Below are 16,451 nucleotides of genomic sequence, written 5' to 3'. Positions count from 1 at the left end.
GACGTTTTTCTTCCCATAAGCAAATTCCAGTTTATCAACTTCTAATAAAATCGCCAGCCCCTCCTTTTTATCATCAGTATGACCAAAAATGGTGCGCCAATAAAGGATGTTAAAATACTGATTGGTATTTCTATATCAAAAAAACCTCGCGAGGCACAATCTGCTAAAATCATCAAGATTCCCCCTAAGATACAGGATAAGGCCGCAGTCTGCAAATTGCTCTTTTGCGTAAGCATTCTTGCCCCATGAGGTGCAACTAAACCGATAAAGGTAACTAAACCCGTTACCGAAACAATCGCCGAAACAATCACCGTTGTTGCTGCCAGCACAACACTGCGAATCACCTTTACTCTGACGCCTAATGCAGAAGCTTCCTCATTAGACAGGCCCAAGATGGTAATTTGGTATCGTACCAGAAACAAGACCAGCATACCCGGTAAAAAGAAAGGAAGCACCCAAAGCACCTTTGAGGCTGTGATAGCCGAAAGTCCGCCCATGGCCCAATATTCCAGCGGCGCCAATTCGCTGTTTGGATCTGCAAACAACTTCAGAATCATAATTGCAGCTTCCGCCATGGCGCTGATGACAATGCCTGACAGAACAATAGATGCCAGTGAATTTCTATGGCTATTATTTGCAAACAGCATTACGAGCAGAACCGCCAGGATGCCGCCGAAAAACGCATAAATGGGCACTAGTACGGAACCTGCACCCATGATGACAATCCCCAAGGCAGCGCCGGCATTCGCACCGCTTGCCACACCGATGATGTCCGGGGAAGCCAGAATATTTTTAAATAAGAGCTGATAGATATAGCCTGCCAGACTCAGCCCTACACCGGTGAGAACCGCCATGAAAGTGCGCGGCAGCCGCAGGGTCATAAACACATCGTAGGTTGCCTTGTCAACCTCTTGCCCAGTGAAAATCTTTACGATTTCTTGCATTGATATAGGATATTTTCCGACAAGCAGCGAAAGACCTGTGAGAAAAAACAGTAGTACGCAAAAAACACAGATCAGTTTATTTACTCTTTTTCTATTCATGACACTGTAAGAATCTCCTTATCTGCTGTAAATCCATAAAACCGATCATAGAAGTCTGCCACATCTTCCCGAAGTGTCTCCAGGCTGTAATTCTCTGGATGTAATGCAGCAAAAATCCACAGCTTTCCAAGAATCCCCGACGGTACAGGAGAATCCCAGGCTTCAAAATCTGAAGGCATCGTCAAAACATGATCCTCAGTCACAGCCTTTAAACTGGCTAGTTCTGGTACCGACTGCAAGTCCTCTGCTGTGTAGCTGGCTTCGGCTGCGATGATGATATAATCCGGATTCCATGCTAAGAGCTGCTCATAAGAAATCCCTACCCAGCTATCGCCTTTGATTGCTTCAGCGACGTTTTTTCCGCCTGCACTTCTGATCAAAGTGTTTTGATACATACCGCCGGGACAAGTACGCAGCATGTCACTATTGCCGGCCAGATAAACCGATGGTAGATCTGTCTTTTTTGTGCCGGCAGTCAGTTTTTCCTCTGCCTCATCGTAATAGTCCAACAAGGCTCTGCCCTTTGCTTCTTCTCCAACTGCACTGGCAATCAGACTGATTGCCTCTTGCAGAAGCACATCGCTTTCCGGATTGACGAGCAATACCGGAATGCCTAATTCTTCAAGGGTCTGCGCAGGCTCCTGTAATTTTTTCGGCAGAATTACCAAATCCGGTTTTAAGGCGATACAGGCCTCTAAATTAAAATCCTTCGCAGATCCCATGTTAGGCAGATCAATGATTTCTGGTGCCGCTAGTGCGTAGATATTTCGGTCCTTTGCTTTTGCTTCAATACCTGCAAGGCGGTCCTGACAGCCTAAAGCGAGCAGCAGAGAAGTTGAGACATAGTACCCACTTGCGATTCTTTGCGGACATCGAGAAATGGTCACATCACGACCTGCCTGGTCTGTCACCGTGATACTTTCCCATTCCTTATTCTTTGCGTCTGTCCCCTCTCCACCTGGATTACTGCATGCAGATACACCCAGCAGCAAAACAGAGATCATAAACAACGCGGCGATTTGCTTAACAAAGCTCTCCTTCACTTCTCTCTTCCTTCCTTTCTTTCCCTTCAAGAGGTTTCTTCAGCGCTGCCATCACGCGCACTGGCGTAAGTGGAATGCTGTTGATGAAGACTCCCGTAGCGTCAAAGAAAGCATTCCTAATTGCCGGCGCGATACCTACGATTGGCGGTTCGCCGATTCCCTTTGCCCCATAAGGTCCCAGTGCATTAGGATGTTCCACGATGATGGTTTCTAAGTTCGGCAAATCTAAGGCAGTTGGAATTAAAAAGTCGTGATAGGTATGATTTTTCATCCTGCCGTTTTCCATGAAATGTTCTTCCATGATGCCCCAGCCAATGCCTTGTGCCATACCGCCTTCCATCTGCCCCTCTACTGTACTCGGATTGATCGCTTTACCGACATCACAGGCAAGTACACAGCGCAGAATCGTCAGCTCTCCGCTTTCTGTATCCACCGCAAGTTCTACGCCGCAGGCCCCAAAGGTAAAGGCGTGCATCTGATCGTGGGTATTATCAGAGCGAGGATATACTCTCGGCGGAAACCAGGAGCCGATTGCAGACAGCGGAACTTGTGCCTTATACGCACTCGTTACGACCGTTCCCAATGGCACTGATAATTCCGGTCTCCCCTTTACATAAACCATATTTCCGTCTATGTCGACCGATGCCGTCCCGACCTTGAAGATTTCATCGGCAGCATGCTTGCTGAAGCGTTCTTTCAGCGTTTTACATCCTGCGATTACCGCATTTCCCATTAATGTCGTCGTACGAGACGATACTGTTGCCCCTGCTTCTAAGGAAGATGATGTATCAGAATAATCCACATAAACTTTATCAGCAGTAACACCCAGTGCTTCTGCCGCAATCTGTTTCATGGCAACAAGCAGGCCTTGTCCAAGTTCGTTAGAGGATACGCCGATATTGACAGACCCATCCCGCTGCACCTGTACGATACAATGTGCCCCATCAGGAGAACTGCCTGTTCCAATTCCATACATGAAACAAGCCACACCTTTGCCCAGTTTCTTTGTGCCGTCTTGCCTGCCACGTTTATCATCCCACTTCAGTGCATCTCTTACTTTCAATAGACATTCTTCCAAACCGACGCCTCTTTCACCTAACATGACTTGCCCTGTGTGGATTGCGTCCCCATCACGTACGATATTCTTGAGGCGCAGCTCAATGGGGTCCATGGACAGCTCATGCGCCAGCATATCCATCTGGCATTCTATGGCAAAATGTGCCTGCGGTGCGCCCAGACCTCTGAATGCACAGCCATAGGGGTGGTTGGTGTAAACAGAGTGGGCAGAAACACGAGATGAAGAGATCTTGTACGGACCTCCTGCGTATAGTAAGGTTCGATCTGGAATCGCATCTACAGACTGATAGGCGCCTTTATCTATAATATTAAAAACGTCTATGCCGAGTATTCTCCCCGTCTTATCGGCTGCAAGTCTGTGATGGAGAAATGTTGCGTGCCTCTTTCCTGTAGTGCGGAACACTTCTTCTCTCGTCTCTTCGTAAAAGACAGGCTTTCCCGTTTTCAGAGCCAGCACACCTGCAATGGCAGAAACGTCAAAAGTGGAGTCCTCCTTTCCGCCAAATGCGCCGCCGACAATGGTGCTGATTATGCGAATCTTACTCTGCGGCAGACCTAAGACACCGCAGAGGGCTTTTTTCGCTCCTTGAACGTTATGTTGCGGGCTATATATGGTAATTCCCCCTTGGACTGGGTCAGGTTCTGCGATACAGACATCAGGCTCAAGATAGGCGTGATCAACCATGGGCGTTTCAAAATAGTTGTCGAGAATCACATCTGCTTTTGCAAAAACCTTTTCAATATCGCCATGATCTATCTCTGCGCTATAGGAGATATTACTGTTGCCGGAGTACGGATGCTTTTCATGAATCAGTCCCGCTTCCCTCTTAAATACTTCTCTTGGATCGTCATATGCAGGCAACGGCTCATATTCCACTTTGATCAGTGAGACTGCTTCTTCTGCCGTCTTTAAGTCCCGAGCGGCCAAAATCGCTACGGCATCACCTTCATAGACCACCTTCTTTGCGGCTAAAACTGGTTTGTCATGCTCATCCAGCCCGTACCCGTTGCTGCTTCCTGGCGGCAGATCCTTGGCAGTCATAACAGCCTCAACCCCCTCCACGGCCTCAGCTTCGGACGTGTCTATAGACACGATTCTCCCATGTCCAAAAGGTGGGAATAAAGCCTTCGCATATAGCAAATCTGTGCGGTGAACTGCAATGTCAGCTGTAAACTTTGCCTCTCCAGTCACTTTGGCGGCAGTATCTGGTTTGACCATTCGTTGCCCGATAAGGCTGCTATCTTTTTTCATCATATTCTTCTCCCACTATACAAAAACGAGATGTATGGAACCATGTTCGTATCCTCTTCTTTCTAAACTATGCGTCCTGTTCCTGCATCCGCTTGGCAGCAAGCTGAATCGCCTCAACAATTTTTTGATATCCCGTACATCGACATAAGTTTCCAGAAATGGCTATTCTGATTTCCTCTTCTGTCGGGTTTTCATTTTCCTTCAGCAGTGCATATGCAGCTAATACCATTCCCGGAATGCAGAAACCGCATTGCACAGCATTGACATCTATAAAGGCCTGTTGGACTGGGTGCAAATGCTCCGTCGTGCCTAAGCCCTCTATTGTCATCACATTTTTACCTTCTATCATACCGGTAAGCATCGTGCAGGAACGTACTGCTACGTCATCTACTAAAACAGTACATGCACCGCAGTCTCCCGTACCACAACCTCTTTTCGTACCTGTAAGCTGAAAGCGGCTGCGTATGGTGTCGAGCAGAAGTTCATCTCCTTCTGCCTCGCAGCACACAGATTTTCCATTTAAAACAAAGGATACCCGCATCATGTCAAAACCTCCCTTTCTCAGCATCTGCAAGTGCGCAAGAAAATGCCTGTGCAATGATAGATTTCGTTACAGATTCCTTATATTCTTTAAAGTAAGATTCTCGCAGGCCTGCCTCTGCCGGGAAGTTTTCTTTCAGATATTGGTATGCCGTTTCTTTTTTCATCCCTCTTATCGCCTCTTCTAAACTGACTGCACGCACAATTTCAGCATTAAGCGCACCCAAAGAGATTGCTGCTTCTCTAACAATGTTTTTCTCTAAATGGACACGAACACCTGCAAGTACCTTCCCTATATCCTGTGCTTTACGGCGGGCAGCTTTGCAATATCCAGTACCCTCTCTCTGTCTGATTGCAGAGAAACGAATCTCACGAATGATCTCATCAGCTTGTTTTACCGTGCAGTTTCTTCCCGCGTAAAAGTCTTCTAAAGACACTGTTCGTTCTCTTTTACTGTTGGCAAGTACAACGTCTGCACCTAAGGCCATTAACATTGTAGCACAGTCTGCTGCCGGTGCTGCCGTCCCGATGTTTCCTGCCGGTGTAGCTACAGCACGAACCCCCGGACTTCCTAAATTGGCAATCGCTTTCATCAAACCTGCAGCTTTTTGGCAAATTGGGTCATGTGACATTTCTCGATAAGTCACATTTCCGCCCAGAGAAATAACGCCCTTTTCTTCACGGATATATCGTAATTCCGGCAGGTTACCTATATAAACGATGATGTCTGGCGCAATCTTCTTTTGACTGATGCTGATGACAATATCGCTGCCGCCGTTGACGATAGCAGCTCTTTCCCCATATTCTTTGAGAATTTCCAATGCTTCGTGTAAGTTATTTGGTCTAAAAAAGTCTGTCACGGGCTGATCTCCTTTCGCCGTATTGAGCAGAGGCTATTTAGTAAATCTTTTTCTTCTACCATAATAGCCCCCTTTCTGCTCTTTAGCAATCTTCTTTCTTTTGTCTCACAAATGCAAATTTATCCATCTGTTTAGAATGGTCCGTACTCGGTGACTTGTGCGATAATGATGAAGATGAGGCCCACTGCAAATTGAATGCCTATGAGAGGTAAAACCCACTTCGCCCATTTCTCCCAAGGAATCTTGGCCAAGGCGAGGCCAGCCATCAAAAATCCAGAAACCGGTGTCAGTACGTTGGACAGTCCATTTCCAATAGATAAAGCCATAATCGACGTTTGTCTTGTCACATCTACCAAATCGGCTAAGGGCGCCATCAAAGGCATTGTCAGTGCAGCTTGTCCAGAACCGGATACGACAATTAAGTTCAGCAAATTTTGGAAGATAAACATGCCGATTGCAGAAAAAATCGGTGGTAAAACACCTAAGACTGATGCCGCTCCATGTAAAATCACGTGCAGAATGTTTCCGTCTGTTAATACTACGACAATCGCCTTAGAAAATCCAACAATCAGAGCGCCTGTAGCAAGATCGGTCATGCCTTTTCCCAGCACTTCAGCAAAGCGGTTGAAACGCATTCTGCCAATGATTGCACAGATGATAGAAGCGCCAAGGAATAATGCGCTGATTTCATCCATATACCATCCCAGTTCAATCACACCGTAAACCAGTAATACAATCATCAATAGAAACACGACCAAAATTGCCTTTTCGCGGCCGCCGAACTTCGGCAAGTTATCCAAGTCCAAAGAATCCTCTCTATGTTTATCAAGTTCATACATGGGCGACAGTTGCGGATCTTTTTTTACTTTTCTGGCATATCGCATAATCCACAGAGAGGTTACGATTAATAATGCCGCAAACAGTGCAATCCTTAGTCCCATACCGGACAGAGGCGGCAGCTCCGCGATGCCTTGCGCAACTTGTAGACAGAACGGATTCATAAACTCGCCTGCCCAGCCGATGGCGCCGCCGACCATAACGATGGCCATACCGACAATAGAGTCATATCCCATGGCAAGACATAATGCGACAAAAAGCGGAACCAGCGGCACAGCTTCCTCACACATGCCAAAAATGGCACCGCCAATGCCAAATAGGAAGAGGACGATCGGGATGATGATCAAATCTTTTCCATTGAGGGATTTTGCTAATTTTCCAATACCAGCCTCCAGCGCTCCAGTTGACTGAATCACAGCCATGGCACCGCCAACGATGAAGAGGAAAAATACAATTTGTGCGCTCTCTTGCAGGCCTCTCGTGATGGAAGTCAGCATCTGCATAGCAGATACAGGCGTTTGGTCGATGTTGTGATAAGAATCCGGATCTACGACTGATCTTCCGTCCAAGTCCATCATCTCGTAAGTTCCCGCAGGAACGATATAGGATAATATACTGCAGACTAATATAATCCCAAAGAGTATGATGAATACATTTGGCACCGCAAATTTTTTCTTTTTCTTTTCCATTTTGTGCTCCTTTCATAATTTCAATTTATCAATGAAAATATCGCAGGAAACCGACTGCTAAATTCGTTCAACGGTTCCTTCCCAGGTATCAAGTTCTTTTTCCTCTTTTCTCACAGACTCCTCATACCAATGCTTCGTTACTGTTTTAGCTCTGGTATAGAAGCGGACGCCGTCCTTCCCCAGCACATGCAAATCACCAAAGAAAGAATCCTTATTTCCTGAGAATGGGAAATAGGCGGACGGAACGGGAATGCCAACATTGATACCCACCATGCCGCCGTCAGTCCGAATCTCAAACTCCCTCGCATAATATCCATTTTGTGTGAAGATTACAGAGCCATTGGCAAATGGATTTGCATTCATCAAAGTGATGCCTTCTTCGAAATCCTTCACTCTCTTGATGAGTGTCACAGGTCCGAAGATTTCTCTCTCACCGACGCACATACCAGGTTTTACATGGTCGAGAATTGTCGGTCCGACAAAAAAACCGCTTTCAAACTTTGGAACGACAATGTTACGGCCGTCCAGCACTAATTCAGCACCTTCTTCAATTCCCCTCTGAATCCAATCACAAATCTTGGCTTTATGCTCTGCGGATACGACCGGTCCTAAATTAGTCTTAGGATCATATGCACAGCCAACCTGCATCTTCATCGCTTTATCTTTTAATAAGGCAACAAATTCATCCGCTATACTTTCTTGAACAACGACAACGGGAAGGGCCATGCATCTCATGCCTGCGCAGCCATATGTAGAATTGATAATTGCATTCACCGTGCTATTCAGATCCGCATCTTCTAATACCAACGCATGATTTTTCGCCTCACACTGCGCCTGTACACGTTTTCCATGGGCAGCTGCCGTAGAATAGATCTGTTTACCGACTCCTGTCGTTCCAACAAAGGTAATTGCTTTTACCCTAGCGTCACTTAGAAAAATATCAGCCTCCTTTCTGCTGCAGGTTACAAGATTGACAACGCCCTTTGGGAATCCCCCTTCTTCATAAAAAAGTTCCAAAATACGCATTGCTGTAAGAGGAGTTACACTGGATGCTTTTAACACAACAGTATTGCCAGTGGCAATGGCTAAAGGCACCATCCAGCCCCACGGAATCATTGCTGGAAAATTGAAGGGCACAATACCTGCCACAACCCCCAGCGGCATGCGGTAAGTGGCCGTATCAAAGCCGCTTGTCACCTGAAGTGATGCGTCCCCCTGCATCAAGGTGGGCAGCGAACATGCGTGTTCCGTTGGCTCAATTGCCTTCAAGATGTCACCTCGTGCTTCTGCCAGGTTTTTCCCCAGCTCCTTTGCACACAAGAGGGTCAACTCTTCTAAATGATCAAGCAGAATCGTTCTCCATTTAAACATCAGCTGTGTTCTCTGACTGAGAGATAATTTCGACCATGCTGGAAACGCTTCCTGTGCAGCCGCAATTGCAGATTCGACTTCTTCTGCAGTACAGCTGGGCACCTCCGCAATGACTTCTCCAGTGCTTGAATCAGTGATAGGCATGTATTTTTTAGACTTTGATTGACGCCATTCACCATTCACGCAATATTTCTTTCTTTCGACATTCATTTTCGCATTCCTTTCAGTAAAACTATATTTTGAAATCTAATTTCATTTTAAATCGTTTTCTGAAAATTGTCAATATTATTTGAAATGCTTTTTCATTTTTATGCATTAAAAAACGCCGATGTTGAATTGTATCGATTCAACATCAGCGCAGATATGCTGTCCTTTATGATATTTTATCAGTGTGGATCTTCATAGCCCATCCTAAAAGAGATTTCTTTTGCTACCGCTCTCAAATCCGGCAGAATCACCTTCTGAATGTGCTCAAAAGACATCGTCTCTACTTTTCCAAAACAGCTTAACGCAGCCGCGATTTTTTTATGATAGTCATAAATTGGCACGGCAACACAACGCAGCCCCGGTTCACATTCTTGATCCTCTAAGGCATAATTGTTTTCTCGCGTACGGCGCATTTCTTCCAAAAGGCCTTCTTTCGTAGTGATAGTTTTTTCTGTCAGTTGAGCCAAGCCTTTTTTGCTGATCAATAAATCAATGTCGTTTTCTGTATACTCCGTCAAAAACATTTTGCCTGAGGAAACTGCATGAATCGGTGCTTGTAATCCAATGCGCTGCAGCGGGACCCCATCGCTGATACTGTCAGGGTCGTATACGCAGTCTAAATATACACATTCCATGTTTCTTTCTATAACAAGACAGACACCGAGGGAAAGTTTCACCGACAATTCACTGACTAAGTTTCCGGAAAGGGTTCTTATGGTCATGTGGTTTCTCACTAGCTTTCCATATTCGCAGATGCGCCAAGTCATCGCATAGCGGTTAGTGGCCGCATCCTGAAATACCAGCCCTTCCTGCATCAAAGCATTCAGATAACGAAAAGCTGTAGCAGTGGGTACGCCAATCCTTTCAGAAATATCTTGCAGGCGCATCGGCGTGCGGCTTTCAGAAATACAGGATATGAGTTGTATCAATTTAGATACAGTCTGATTTGATGTTTTTTTCTCCATAATGATTAAGACCTTACGTTTCCTCTTATATACAAATATTTCCACATATCATTTGTTTGCATTTACCAATATATCGTATAATTCCCCTTCTGTCAATGCCGCCAGCCCGTATCTATGGATAAGATTTTTTACAAAAAAGTCCGTACAAAGAGGTAAGATTGTACGGACTGCTGTCATCTCATATTCGCTTTTTTAATTTTTTCTTCAGGCAATACGCTCATTTTAGGTCGTCTAATAATTCTTTGACGGTCTTGCCCAACCCCGGATGTCTGACCCATGGCGCTATCTGTGATAACGGTTCAAGTACAAAATCCCGCAGATGCATTTCGACATGCGGAATCATCAGGTTCTCGCTCTCATAAATCAAATCATCGTATAGCAAAATATCCAAATCCAAGGTTCTCGGACCCCAGTGCACCTCCCTCTTACGATGAGCGGTTCCTTCAATTCCATGGAGTGCAGAGAGCAATTCCTCCGGGGTTAACAACGTGGAAATTTGTACACAGCCGTTGAGAAAGTCGTCCTGCTCCACGCCGCCATAAGGCGCTGTAGTAATATAGTCGGACACCCGCTCTACCTTACAATCCTCCATTTTGTTCAGTTCTTCTACCGCCATATCCAGAAATGCCTTTTTATCCCCAATATTAGAACCCAGGGCAACATATGCCTGATGCCAAAATCTCTCGATCTTCACTGATACGGTATCCAGCGGCAGTCCCACCGGCGCCCAGGGTTTTTTCAGTTCCACAGAAACGCCTTTTAGGAGGGGGAAGGTAAGCAGCAATTCCTCTGCCAAATGTTCCGCCGCTGCCTCGATAAGTTTATAAGTATGTTCTTGCAAAAAACGGGTGATGAAGTGGCTGACACTGCCATAATCTATGGATAAATTCAAATCATCCTTCTGTCCGGCCTTTTTCGTATCCACATACATGATGATAGAAACCAAAAACTTCTGTCCCAGTTTTGTCTCTTCTGGAAACACACCATGATTAGCAAAGATTTGCAGGTTTTCTATGCGAATTTCATCATATTTTTTCATGTAAAATTGCCTCCGTCATTTTGATAGCGCGATAGTTTTCCTTGATGTCATGAACACGGACGAAGGCAGCGCCATTGATTACGCCCAGAACCGTAGTAGCCAGGGTGCCTTCTACCCTTTGATCCGTCGGCAGATTCAACGTCGTTCCGATGACTGACTTTCTGGAAGTCGCCAGCAGTACGGGATAACCGAGAGCGCAGAGTTCCGCAAGACGATGGATGACAGTCAGGTTATGTTCCTGTGTTTTACCAAAACCGACACCTGGGTCGAGAATAATCTGTTCGTCTCTGATGCCAGCGAATTTTGCGATGCGGATGGACTTTTTCATGTCGCTCAGCATCTCCTCCATGAAATCGTCATAATCGGTGTTGGCGCGATTATGCATCAGACAGCAAGGCACATCATATTCAGCAATCAGTTCCCCGACGCGGCTGTCGTATTTGAGCCCCCAGATATCGTTGACGAAATCAGCACCAGCCTTGAGGGCAGCTTCCACAACATCGCTTTTGTAGCTGTCGATGGACACCGGTATATCAAAGTTTTCCTTAATCATCTGAATATATGGCACGACTCTTTCGATTTCTTCCTGGACAGATATCTTCACGTGGCCAGGTCTCGTCGATTCACCGCCAACGTCGATAATGTCCGCACCATCTCTGATCATCTCTTCTACATGTTTCTTAGCACGATCCAGGTCGTCCCACTTGCCGCCATCAGAAAAAGAATCCGGCGTTACGTTGAGGATTCCCATAATATAACAATTGTTTTTTATATCAAAATTCTTGTTGCCTATTTTCATTTTCAATCCTTTATATATGTATTTTTCTTTTCTCTGCTCCAATTGCACTCCGTCTCTGCTTTGCAGACAAAGCAGTTACGCGAAGCTTTGTCCGCCTTGTATAGAATGCCTGCAAGGTCATACCCCCTTGCCACATCAGCATTTCTATGGGCAGCGATTGCATCAACAATAACTTTCTTTTCACCCTCGCAAAAGCCGCAGTCCGTCAGAATCCCCTGTGCCAAAGCAGCGCTGGCGTCCTCGTGAGGAAGTCCCTTCTCATATTGCAGGCCTCTGCCGATATCGTGGAGAAGGGCAGCTGCGTAGATGGTTTCTTTTGATAAGTCGAGAGACTGCTCCAGATTCTCGATATACGCTATACGGGCAACGTGAAGAAAATGATCGAGATCATGCCGGCAGAAGTCCCTGTCCTTTTCTAACGCTTCGATCTGCTGCAGTGCACCTTTCCAAAGGGGATGACGGATGATACGATTCACTCTTTCCATCATGCTCTTTGTCCTAACATCTGAAAGAAGCGGTTCTGCAGCTTCTGGTCCTCTTCAAAAGCGCCTCGTGTCACAACAGTAACTGTCTTTGCTCCCGGCTTTTTGATGCCGCGCATAGTCATGCACATGTGTTCTGCCTCGATGAGCACCATGACGCCTTTTGGATTGAGTTCTTCCATAAATGCGTCGGCCACCTGTGCAGCCAGTCTCTCCTGCAGCTGAAAACGCTTGGCAAAAACCTCCACGGTTCTGGCAATCTTCGATAATCCCACAACTTCTCCGTTCGGAATATATGCCACCGCAGCATGTCCATAAAACGGAAGCATATGATGCTCACAGAAAGAATAAAAGGTAATATCCTTTTCTATGATCATATCGCTGTCCTCTACATGAAACCGTTTGGACAGATGCTCCGCTGCGCTGTCCTCATAACCGGCAGCCAGCTCCTCATACATCTTGGCAATCCGTTCCGGAGTTTCGAGAAGCCCTTCTCTGTTTATATCTTCGCCGATTCCTTCCAGAATCAGTCGTACACCTTCTTTAATCTTATCTTTGTCCATTAATATGTTGGTAATCCTTTCGATAGATTGATGTGTTTATTGTACCATATGCTCTAAGCTCTGGCGTCGCCATCGCTAAGAGGCACTAGGCACCTGTCGTACCTCGGCTCTGTCTGCGGCTTTGCCTTGCCAGTCGCCGGGTAAGGACATTGTACCATAATTATGCCGTGAACCTCAAGGATTATCGGGAAAAATCCGCTATTCACAGATAGGGTTGTATGCTCAGCTCGGTCTGCTCCCCAACCCTGCGGCTTACCAGTTCGAACAAATTCCTGCCTTCCCCTTGCGATCTTCTATCCATAAATAAGTTTGCATTGTTATCCATCTTTCTCTTACTATTTCATCCCTTTTGTTGTCAACGAATGAACCACCTGTAGTCTTCGCGGCAGTCCAAAATATATTCTACAAAGACAGTATCATCTTTGATTTGATAAAGGATTAGATACCATTTTTCAATGAACATTTTATGGTATTTGTTGGGCATAATATACATTTCTTCAAAAAATGGGAACCTATACGGCATCTGCTGCAAAGACCGCATCGCAGTCATAATCTCTTTCTTTTTCGCCATAGCGTCATCTTTATTGACCTTCGCCATGAACCGGATATGCATCCCCAGCATTATTTTTGCCCTATCAGAAACGATAACTTTGTATTTTTTGTTTTCTGTCATAGGTCATACCTCGGCAATCACTTCATCAAGGAAAGCATCTAGTTCATCGAGAGTGCAGCCTTTTTTGCCTGCAATTCTATCCTCTTCAACTGCCAAAAGTTCCTCTCTTAATCTGAGCATCTTTTCTCTTCTGTTATAGGTTTCAATATCCATGACGACCAAATCTCCCTCGCCGTTTTTGGTAAGGTAAACCGGTTCTGCAGTTTTTCTGCACAAATCAGCGATTTCGTTATAATTCTGGCGAATTGCTGCAGATGGGCGAATATTCATGATGTCACCTCCACACGTTTTCAACATAGTATAATTCTAACTCTATTATACTCATTTAATACCACAAGGTCAATATATTCCTATGAGCCTGCAGCGCCGAAATCAATAGCTTTTCAATGCCCTCGCAGCATCTCCAATCTCTTTTTCTGTCGGATCAAAGTAAAACTGTATTTCTGCGATGCGGTCCTTCCAGCAGACAATATAATCAGGATGGGCACGTGATCCGCGATACAGGCAGTAGACCTTTTCGGCCTGCCATAAGGACGCATTCTTTGCTATCGCATATCCATTGCTTGCCGACATTTCCTGATAATCTTCTTGATTCTTGCGGAATATTGCATCAAAACAGGCGTTGTAAATTGCGGAGACTTTGATCTTCGTCAATATGTAGCGAAGCTGTGGCGCATCTCCAACTGCGGAGTCTTTGCTTCTATCCTCCACCTCGATTCGGTCGAGAAAGCAGGAGTTGTCCCTGTCGTAGCGAATCTCATAATTTGCACGATCAACTTTTCTGAGATCACTGATTAAGAGAGGAGCTTTAGTTTTTGCTTCCTTCTCTGTGAGTGCATGGTCATCTCCGGCTAAGATACCCACAAATACGACGCTCCCCAAGAAGACGAAAGTCAATACGGTAACCGCCGTGAAAGTTGCGATGCGGTTGATTCCTTTCGGCACGCCCCAGTGAATCAATGTATTCCTTATCAAAAGACTTAGACAGATAACAACAGGCACCACTGCGAAAGCCATCCCGCCGATAATACCCAGTCTCGAAACAGCGATCGCATAGATCAAGAAGACTATGTTTAACACAAGCAAAAAAAGTGCTAATTTTCCAATCCACACTCCACTGGGCTTGTCATAAAAACTGCCGTCTAAATTGGCTGCTTTCTTTGCTCTGTAATACCACAGGAAATATCCCAAGACCTGTGAAATACATAGAATGGCTGCCAGGCTGCACGTGGAAATAGTTGAAATCATCATATTATTCGCCAGTTCGATCTCCGGCTCTGCAAAGACCATCTGCAAATTGCTGACAAGCTGAAAAATAGAGAGAAACAGCAACAGAATAAAAGCCAGTACCTGACTCTTCATCATCACCCGATGAATGTTGGTAACCTGGGTCGCAGCATCTGTCTCAATAGGAACAGGATCTTCTTCCCCGCTATAAAAGGCTTGAAACTGCGCAGAGTTTGCCGCCAGGTGCCAGCCCGCTTTCTGACAATACGCCAAATAAGCCCTCTGACCAGCAGGCAGCACAGGATCAAAGATTGAGGCTTCTTCAAAATACGTGATAGCAAAGTGAAGTTTAGCCGGCGTTATCCTGCGATACTGCCAACAGAAGCCTGTCAGCCTTGTAAGCATCCATCCCTGCTCTGCCATCTTTTCCAAATGCCGCTCCATCCCGCATCTGTCATAGAAAGCGAACCATTCGATCCGGCGTTTGGTATTTTTCATTTTGGTTCCTCCCCTCCAAAGCAGGCATCATAATCAGCCAGCTGTCTGCGAAGCCTTGCACATTCTCTATCTAACGCCACCTTACCCCTTTCGGTCAAAATGTAGCTCCGCCGCCTGCCCTCTTCTCTCGTAAGACAGATCATCCCCGCAGAGACAAACTGTTCCAACAGGTTGTAGAGTGTGCCTGGTCCTACGTTGACACGTCCATCGGTCATCGCTGCCACTCTTTCCATGATGTCCATGCCATAACACTCCGACCGCAGGCACAGTAAAATATAAAACATCTGCTCCGTCAGCGTCTGAAACTTCTCTCTCGGCATCAAAACCCTCCAAATATCGAATATCGTTAATCTTACCTCTATTATACTATCGATATTCGATAATGTCAATGAAAGACAACTCATAATTTTAGAGAAGGAACAAAAGAGCTTAGCTATCAGGTGGCGGGCTAATTCCATAATCCTGAGCTAGAATGCGCATGGCTTTATCATAGGATTCGACACCTGTGACAATGCAGTAACCAGAGTCCGACATCCAGCCTCGGTTCTGTGCCACTTTAAATGATAATTTGAACAAACCACGTTTTGATAGAAGATAGCCATAATGATAAAAAGCCTCGCCATTTTCTTTGAACTGCCAATCAGATTTATCATACATGTACGTTATCGGGCTACCATTCTCTACATTTATTTCCAACTGATCATCTACGATATAATCTGTCAGGTCATTATTTGATATGCGAATATATCCTTTATAAACATCCTTACAAAGACAGTTGACGTCATAAGTGCCCTCTAGTTTAACAGTAATTGGCTCAAGAAAAGACGAATCATCAAGCTTGATCATGACACCATTCACTTCTCGAGAAATATTCCAGGAGATATTATATAGTAAAATTAAAATGATAAATCCCATAGTTAAAACTATTTTTACGATATTATGTTTCATAACATATTGTTCTCCTATGTGCAATAATCACATAACAAGTATTATAATAGTGATTCTTAAATAAGAGGGTGAGGGTTATTCCTCATCCTACCATTGCCCCGTATGTACGGGGCTCGTATACGGCGCTACATCAATTATGGTTTCTTCCTCATTAATTTTTACTTTTCTACCTAATGGAAGAAGCTATATGGCCTTATCTAGATACAGTCAGAGTTCCGTTTTATCAATTGGCTTAGTTAGAAAACCAATCACATTGCTGCCATAAGCTTCTTTCATCGCTTCAGCGTAATTTGTTGCAAAGGTGATCAATGGGCAGTTTGATCTGTACATAAGACTTT

The 16,451-nt window shown here is 45.2% G+C and carries 18 protein-coding genes; all 18 read right to left on the bottom strand.

Annotated features, from left to right (window positions below):
• Positions 1-41: 41 nt before the first annotated feature.
• On the bottom strand, positions 42-1,043 hold the full coding sequence (locus ACMQ5W_RS15715) for a FecCD family ABC transporter permease (protein WP_419025994.1): 1,002 nt from the start codon (positions 1,041-1,043) through the stop codon (positions 42-44).
• Positions 1,040-2,086, bottom strand: a complete 1,047-nt coding sequence (locus ACMQ5W_RS15710) for an ABC transporter substrate-binding protein (RefSeq protein ID WP_419025993.1) — start codon at positions 2,084-2,086, stop codon at positions 1,040-1,042. Before ACMQ5W_RS15710 ends, ACMQ5W_RS15715 begins: the two co-directional genes overlap by 4 nt.
• Entirely contained in the window at positions 2,067-4,418 is a 2,352-nt protein-coding gene (locus tag ACMQ5W_RS15705; RefSeq protein ID WP_419025992.1) for a xanthine dehydrogenase family protein molybdopterin-binding subunit, read from the bottom strand. Before ACMQ5W_RS15705 ends, ACMQ5W_RS15710 begins: the two co-directional genes overlap by 20 nt.
• A gap of 64 nt (positions 4,419-4,482) precedes the next feature.
• The gene (locus ACMQ5W_RS15700; RefSeq protein ID WP_419025991.1) at positions 4,483-4,959 is read right to left on the bottom strand and encodes a (2Fe-2S)-binding protein; all 477 of its coding nucleotides are present in this window, start codon (positions 4,957-4,959) and stop codon (positions 4,483-4,485) included.
• Between the two features lies 1 nt (position 4,960).
• Positions 4,961-5,815 (bottom strand): FAD binding domain-containing protein, encoded by an 855-nt coding sequence (locus ACMQ5W_RS15695; RefSeq protein ID WP_419025990.1) that lies wholly within the window; start codon positions 5,813-5,815, stop codon positions 4,961-4,963.
• A 131-nt stretch (positions 5,816-5,946) separates the two neighbouring features.
• Positions 5,947-7,341, bottom strand: coding sequence for a YfcC family protein (locus ACMQ5W_RS15690; protein WP_148493843.1), 1,395 nt, complete (start codon positions 7,339-7,341; stop codon positions 5,947-5,949).
• Between the two features lie 57 nt (positions 7,342-7,398).
• Positions 7,399-8,922: a CoA-acylating methylmalonate-semialdehyde dehydrogenase gene (locus tag ACMQ5W_RS15685; RefSeq protein ID WP_148493844.1), complete on the bottom strand. Its 1,524-nt coding sequence runs from the start codon at positions 8,920-8,922 to the stop codon at positions 7,399-7,401.
• 176 nt (positions 8,923-9,098) lie between these two features.
• Positions 9,099-9,884, bottom strand: a complete 786-nt coding sequence (locus ACMQ5W_RS15680) for an IclR family transcriptional regulator (protein ID WP_148493845.1) — start codon at positions 9,882-9,884, stop codon at positions 9,099-9,101.
• Positions 9,885-10,101: 217 nt separating this feature from the next.
• The gene (gene folK, locus ACMQ5W_RS15675) at positions 10,102-10,923 is read right to left on the bottom strand and encodes a 2-amino-4-hydroxy-6-hydroxymethyldihydropteridine diphosphokinase (RefSeq protein ID WP_419025989.1); all 822 of its coding nucleotides are present in this window, start codon (positions 10,921-10,923) and stop codon (positions 10,102-10,104) included.
• On the bottom strand, positions 10,910-11,722 hold the full coding sequence (gene folP, locus ACMQ5W_RS15670) for a dihydropteroate synthase (RefSeq protein ID WP_419025988.1): 813 nt from the start codon (positions 11,720-11,722) through the stop codon (positions 10,910-10,912). Before folP ends, folK begins: the two co-directional genes overlap by 14 nt.
• Positions 11,723-11,724: 2 nt before the next feature.
• Entirely contained in the window at positions 11,725-12,210 is a 486-nt protein-coding gene (locus ACMQ5W_RS15665; protein ID WP_419025987.1) for an HD domain-containing protein, read from the bottom strand.
• A complete protein-coding gene (folE, locus tag ACMQ5W_RS15660) occupies positions 12,207-12,767 on the bottom strand; it encodes a GTP cyclohydrolase I FolE (protein ID WP_148493848.1) in 561 nt (186 codons plus the stop codon). Before folE ends, ACMQ5W_RS15665 begins: the two co-directional genes overlap by 4 nt.
• A gap of 355 nt (positions 12,768-13,122) precedes the next feature.
• Positions 13,123-13,440: a type II toxin-antitoxin system RelE/ParE family toxin gene (locus tag ACMQ5W_RS15655; protein WP_419025986.1), complete on the bottom strand. Its 318-nt coding sequence runs from the start codon at positions 13,438-13,440 to the stop codon at positions 13,123-13,125.
• Positions 13,441-13,443: 3 nt separating this feature from the next.
• Positions 13,444-13,710: a type II toxin-antitoxin system Phd/YefM family antitoxin gene (locus ACMQ5W_RS15650; protein WP_419025985.1), complete on the bottom strand. Its 267-nt coding sequence runs from the start codon at positions 13,708-13,710 to the stop codon at positions 13,444-13,446.
• 102 nt (positions 13,711-13,812) lie between these two features.
• Positions 13,813-15,165 (bottom strand): DUF2812 domain-containing protein, encoded by a 1,353-nt coding sequence (locus tag ACMQ5W_RS15645; protein ID WP_419025984.1) that lies wholly within the window; start codon positions 15,163-15,165, stop codon positions 13,813-13,815.
• Entirely contained in the window at positions 15,162-15,485 is a 324-nt protein-coding gene (locus ACMQ5W_RS15640; protein ID WP_148493852.1) for a PadR family transcriptional regulator, read from the bottom strand. Before ACMQ5W_RS15640 ends, ACMQ5W_RS15645 begins: the two co-directional genes overlap by 4 nt.
• Before the next feature lie 109 nt (positions 15,486-15,594).
• Complete coding sequence (locus ACMQ5W_RS15635; protein ID WP_419025983.1) at positions 15,595-16,113, bottom strand: hypothetical protein; 519 nt, start codon at positions 16,111-16,113, stop codon at positions 15,595-15,597.
• 207 nt (positions 16,114-16,320) lie between these two features.
• Positions 16,321-16,443, bottom strand: coding sequence for a hypothetical protein (locus ACMQ5W_RS15630; protein WP_419025982.1), 123 nt, complete (start codon positions 16,441-16,443; stop codon positions 16,321-16,323).
• Positions 16,444-16,451: the final 8 nt, after the last annotated feature.

Source organism: Emergencia sp., from assembly GCF_048465375.1.
In the GTDB taxonomy this organism is placed as follows: domain Bacteria; phylum Bacillota; class Clostridia; order Peptostreptococcales; family Anaerovoracaceae; genus Senimuribacter.
The sequence above is the reverse complement of the archived record's forward strand: the minus strand, read 5'-3'. Positions and strand labels throughout refer to the sequence as shown.

Bases quoted from the DNA above. Each gene is read 5' to 3' on its own strand.
- ACMQ5W_RS15640 (WP_148493852.1), bottom strand. From the start codon at position 15,485: ATGCCGAGAGAGAAGTTTCAGACGCTGACGGAGCAGATGTTTTATATT.
- ACMQ5W_RS15655 (WP_419025986.1), bottom strand. From the start codon at position 13,440: ATGACAGAAAACAAAAAATACAAAGTTATCGTTTCTGATAGGGCAAAA.
- ACMQ5W_RS15645 (WP_419025984.1), bottom strand. From the start codon at position 15,165: ATGAAAAATACCAAACGCCGGATCGAATGGTTCGCTTTCTATGACAGA.
- folP (WP_419025988.1), bottom strand. From the start codon at position 11,722: ATGAAAATAGGCAACAAGAATTTTGATATAAAAAACAATTGTTATATT.
- ACMQ5W_RS15635 (WP_419025983.1), bottom strand. From the start codon at position 16,113: ATGAAACATAATATCGTAAAAATAGTTTTAACTATGGGATTTATCATT.
- ACMQ5W_RS15705 (WP_419025992.1), bottom strand. From the start codon at position 4,418: ATGATGAAAAAAGATAGCAGCCTTATCGGGCAACGAATGGTCAAACCA.
- ACMQ5W_RS15650 (WP_419025985.1), bottom strand. From the start codon at position 13,710: ATGAATATTCGCCCATCTGCAGCAATTCGCCAGAATTATAACGAAATC.
- ACMQ5W_RS15665 (WP_419025987.1), bottom strand. From the start codon at position 12,210: ATGATGGAAAGAGTGAATCGTATCATCCGTCATCCCCTTTGGAAAGGT.
- ACMQ5W_RS15715 (WP_419025994.1), bottom strand. From the start codon at position 1,043: ATGAATAGAAAAAGAGTAAATAAACTGATCTGTGTTTTTTGCGTACTA.
- folK (WP_419025989.1), bottom strand. From the start codon at position 10,923: ATGAAAAAATATGATGAAATTCGCATAGAAAACCTGCAAATCTTTGCT.
- ACMQ5W_RS15690 (WP_148493843.1), bottom strand. From the start codon at position 7,341: ATGGAAAAGAAAAAGAAAAAATTTGCGGTGCCAAATGTATTCATCATA.
- ACMQ5W_RS15680 (WP_148493845.1), bottom strand. From the start codon at position 9,884: ATGGAGAAAAAAACATCAAATCAGACTGTATCTAAATTGATACAACTC.
- ACMQ5W_RS15685 (WP_148493844.1), bottom strand. From the start codon at position 8,922: ATGAATGTCGAAAGAAAGAAATATTGCGTGAATGGTGAATGGCGTCAA.
- ACMQ5W_RS15630 (WP_419025982.1), bottom strand. From the start codon at position 16,443: ATGTACAGATCAAACTGCCCATTGATCACCTTTGCAACAAATTACGCT.
- folE (WP_148493848.1), bottom strand. From the start codon at position 12,767: ATGGACAAAGATAAGATTAAAGAAGGTGTACGACTGATTCTGGAAGGA.
- ACMQ5W_RS15700 (WP_419025991.1), bottom strand. From the start codon at position 4,959: ATGATGCGGGTATCCTTTGTTTTAAATGGAAAATCTGTGTGCTGCGAG.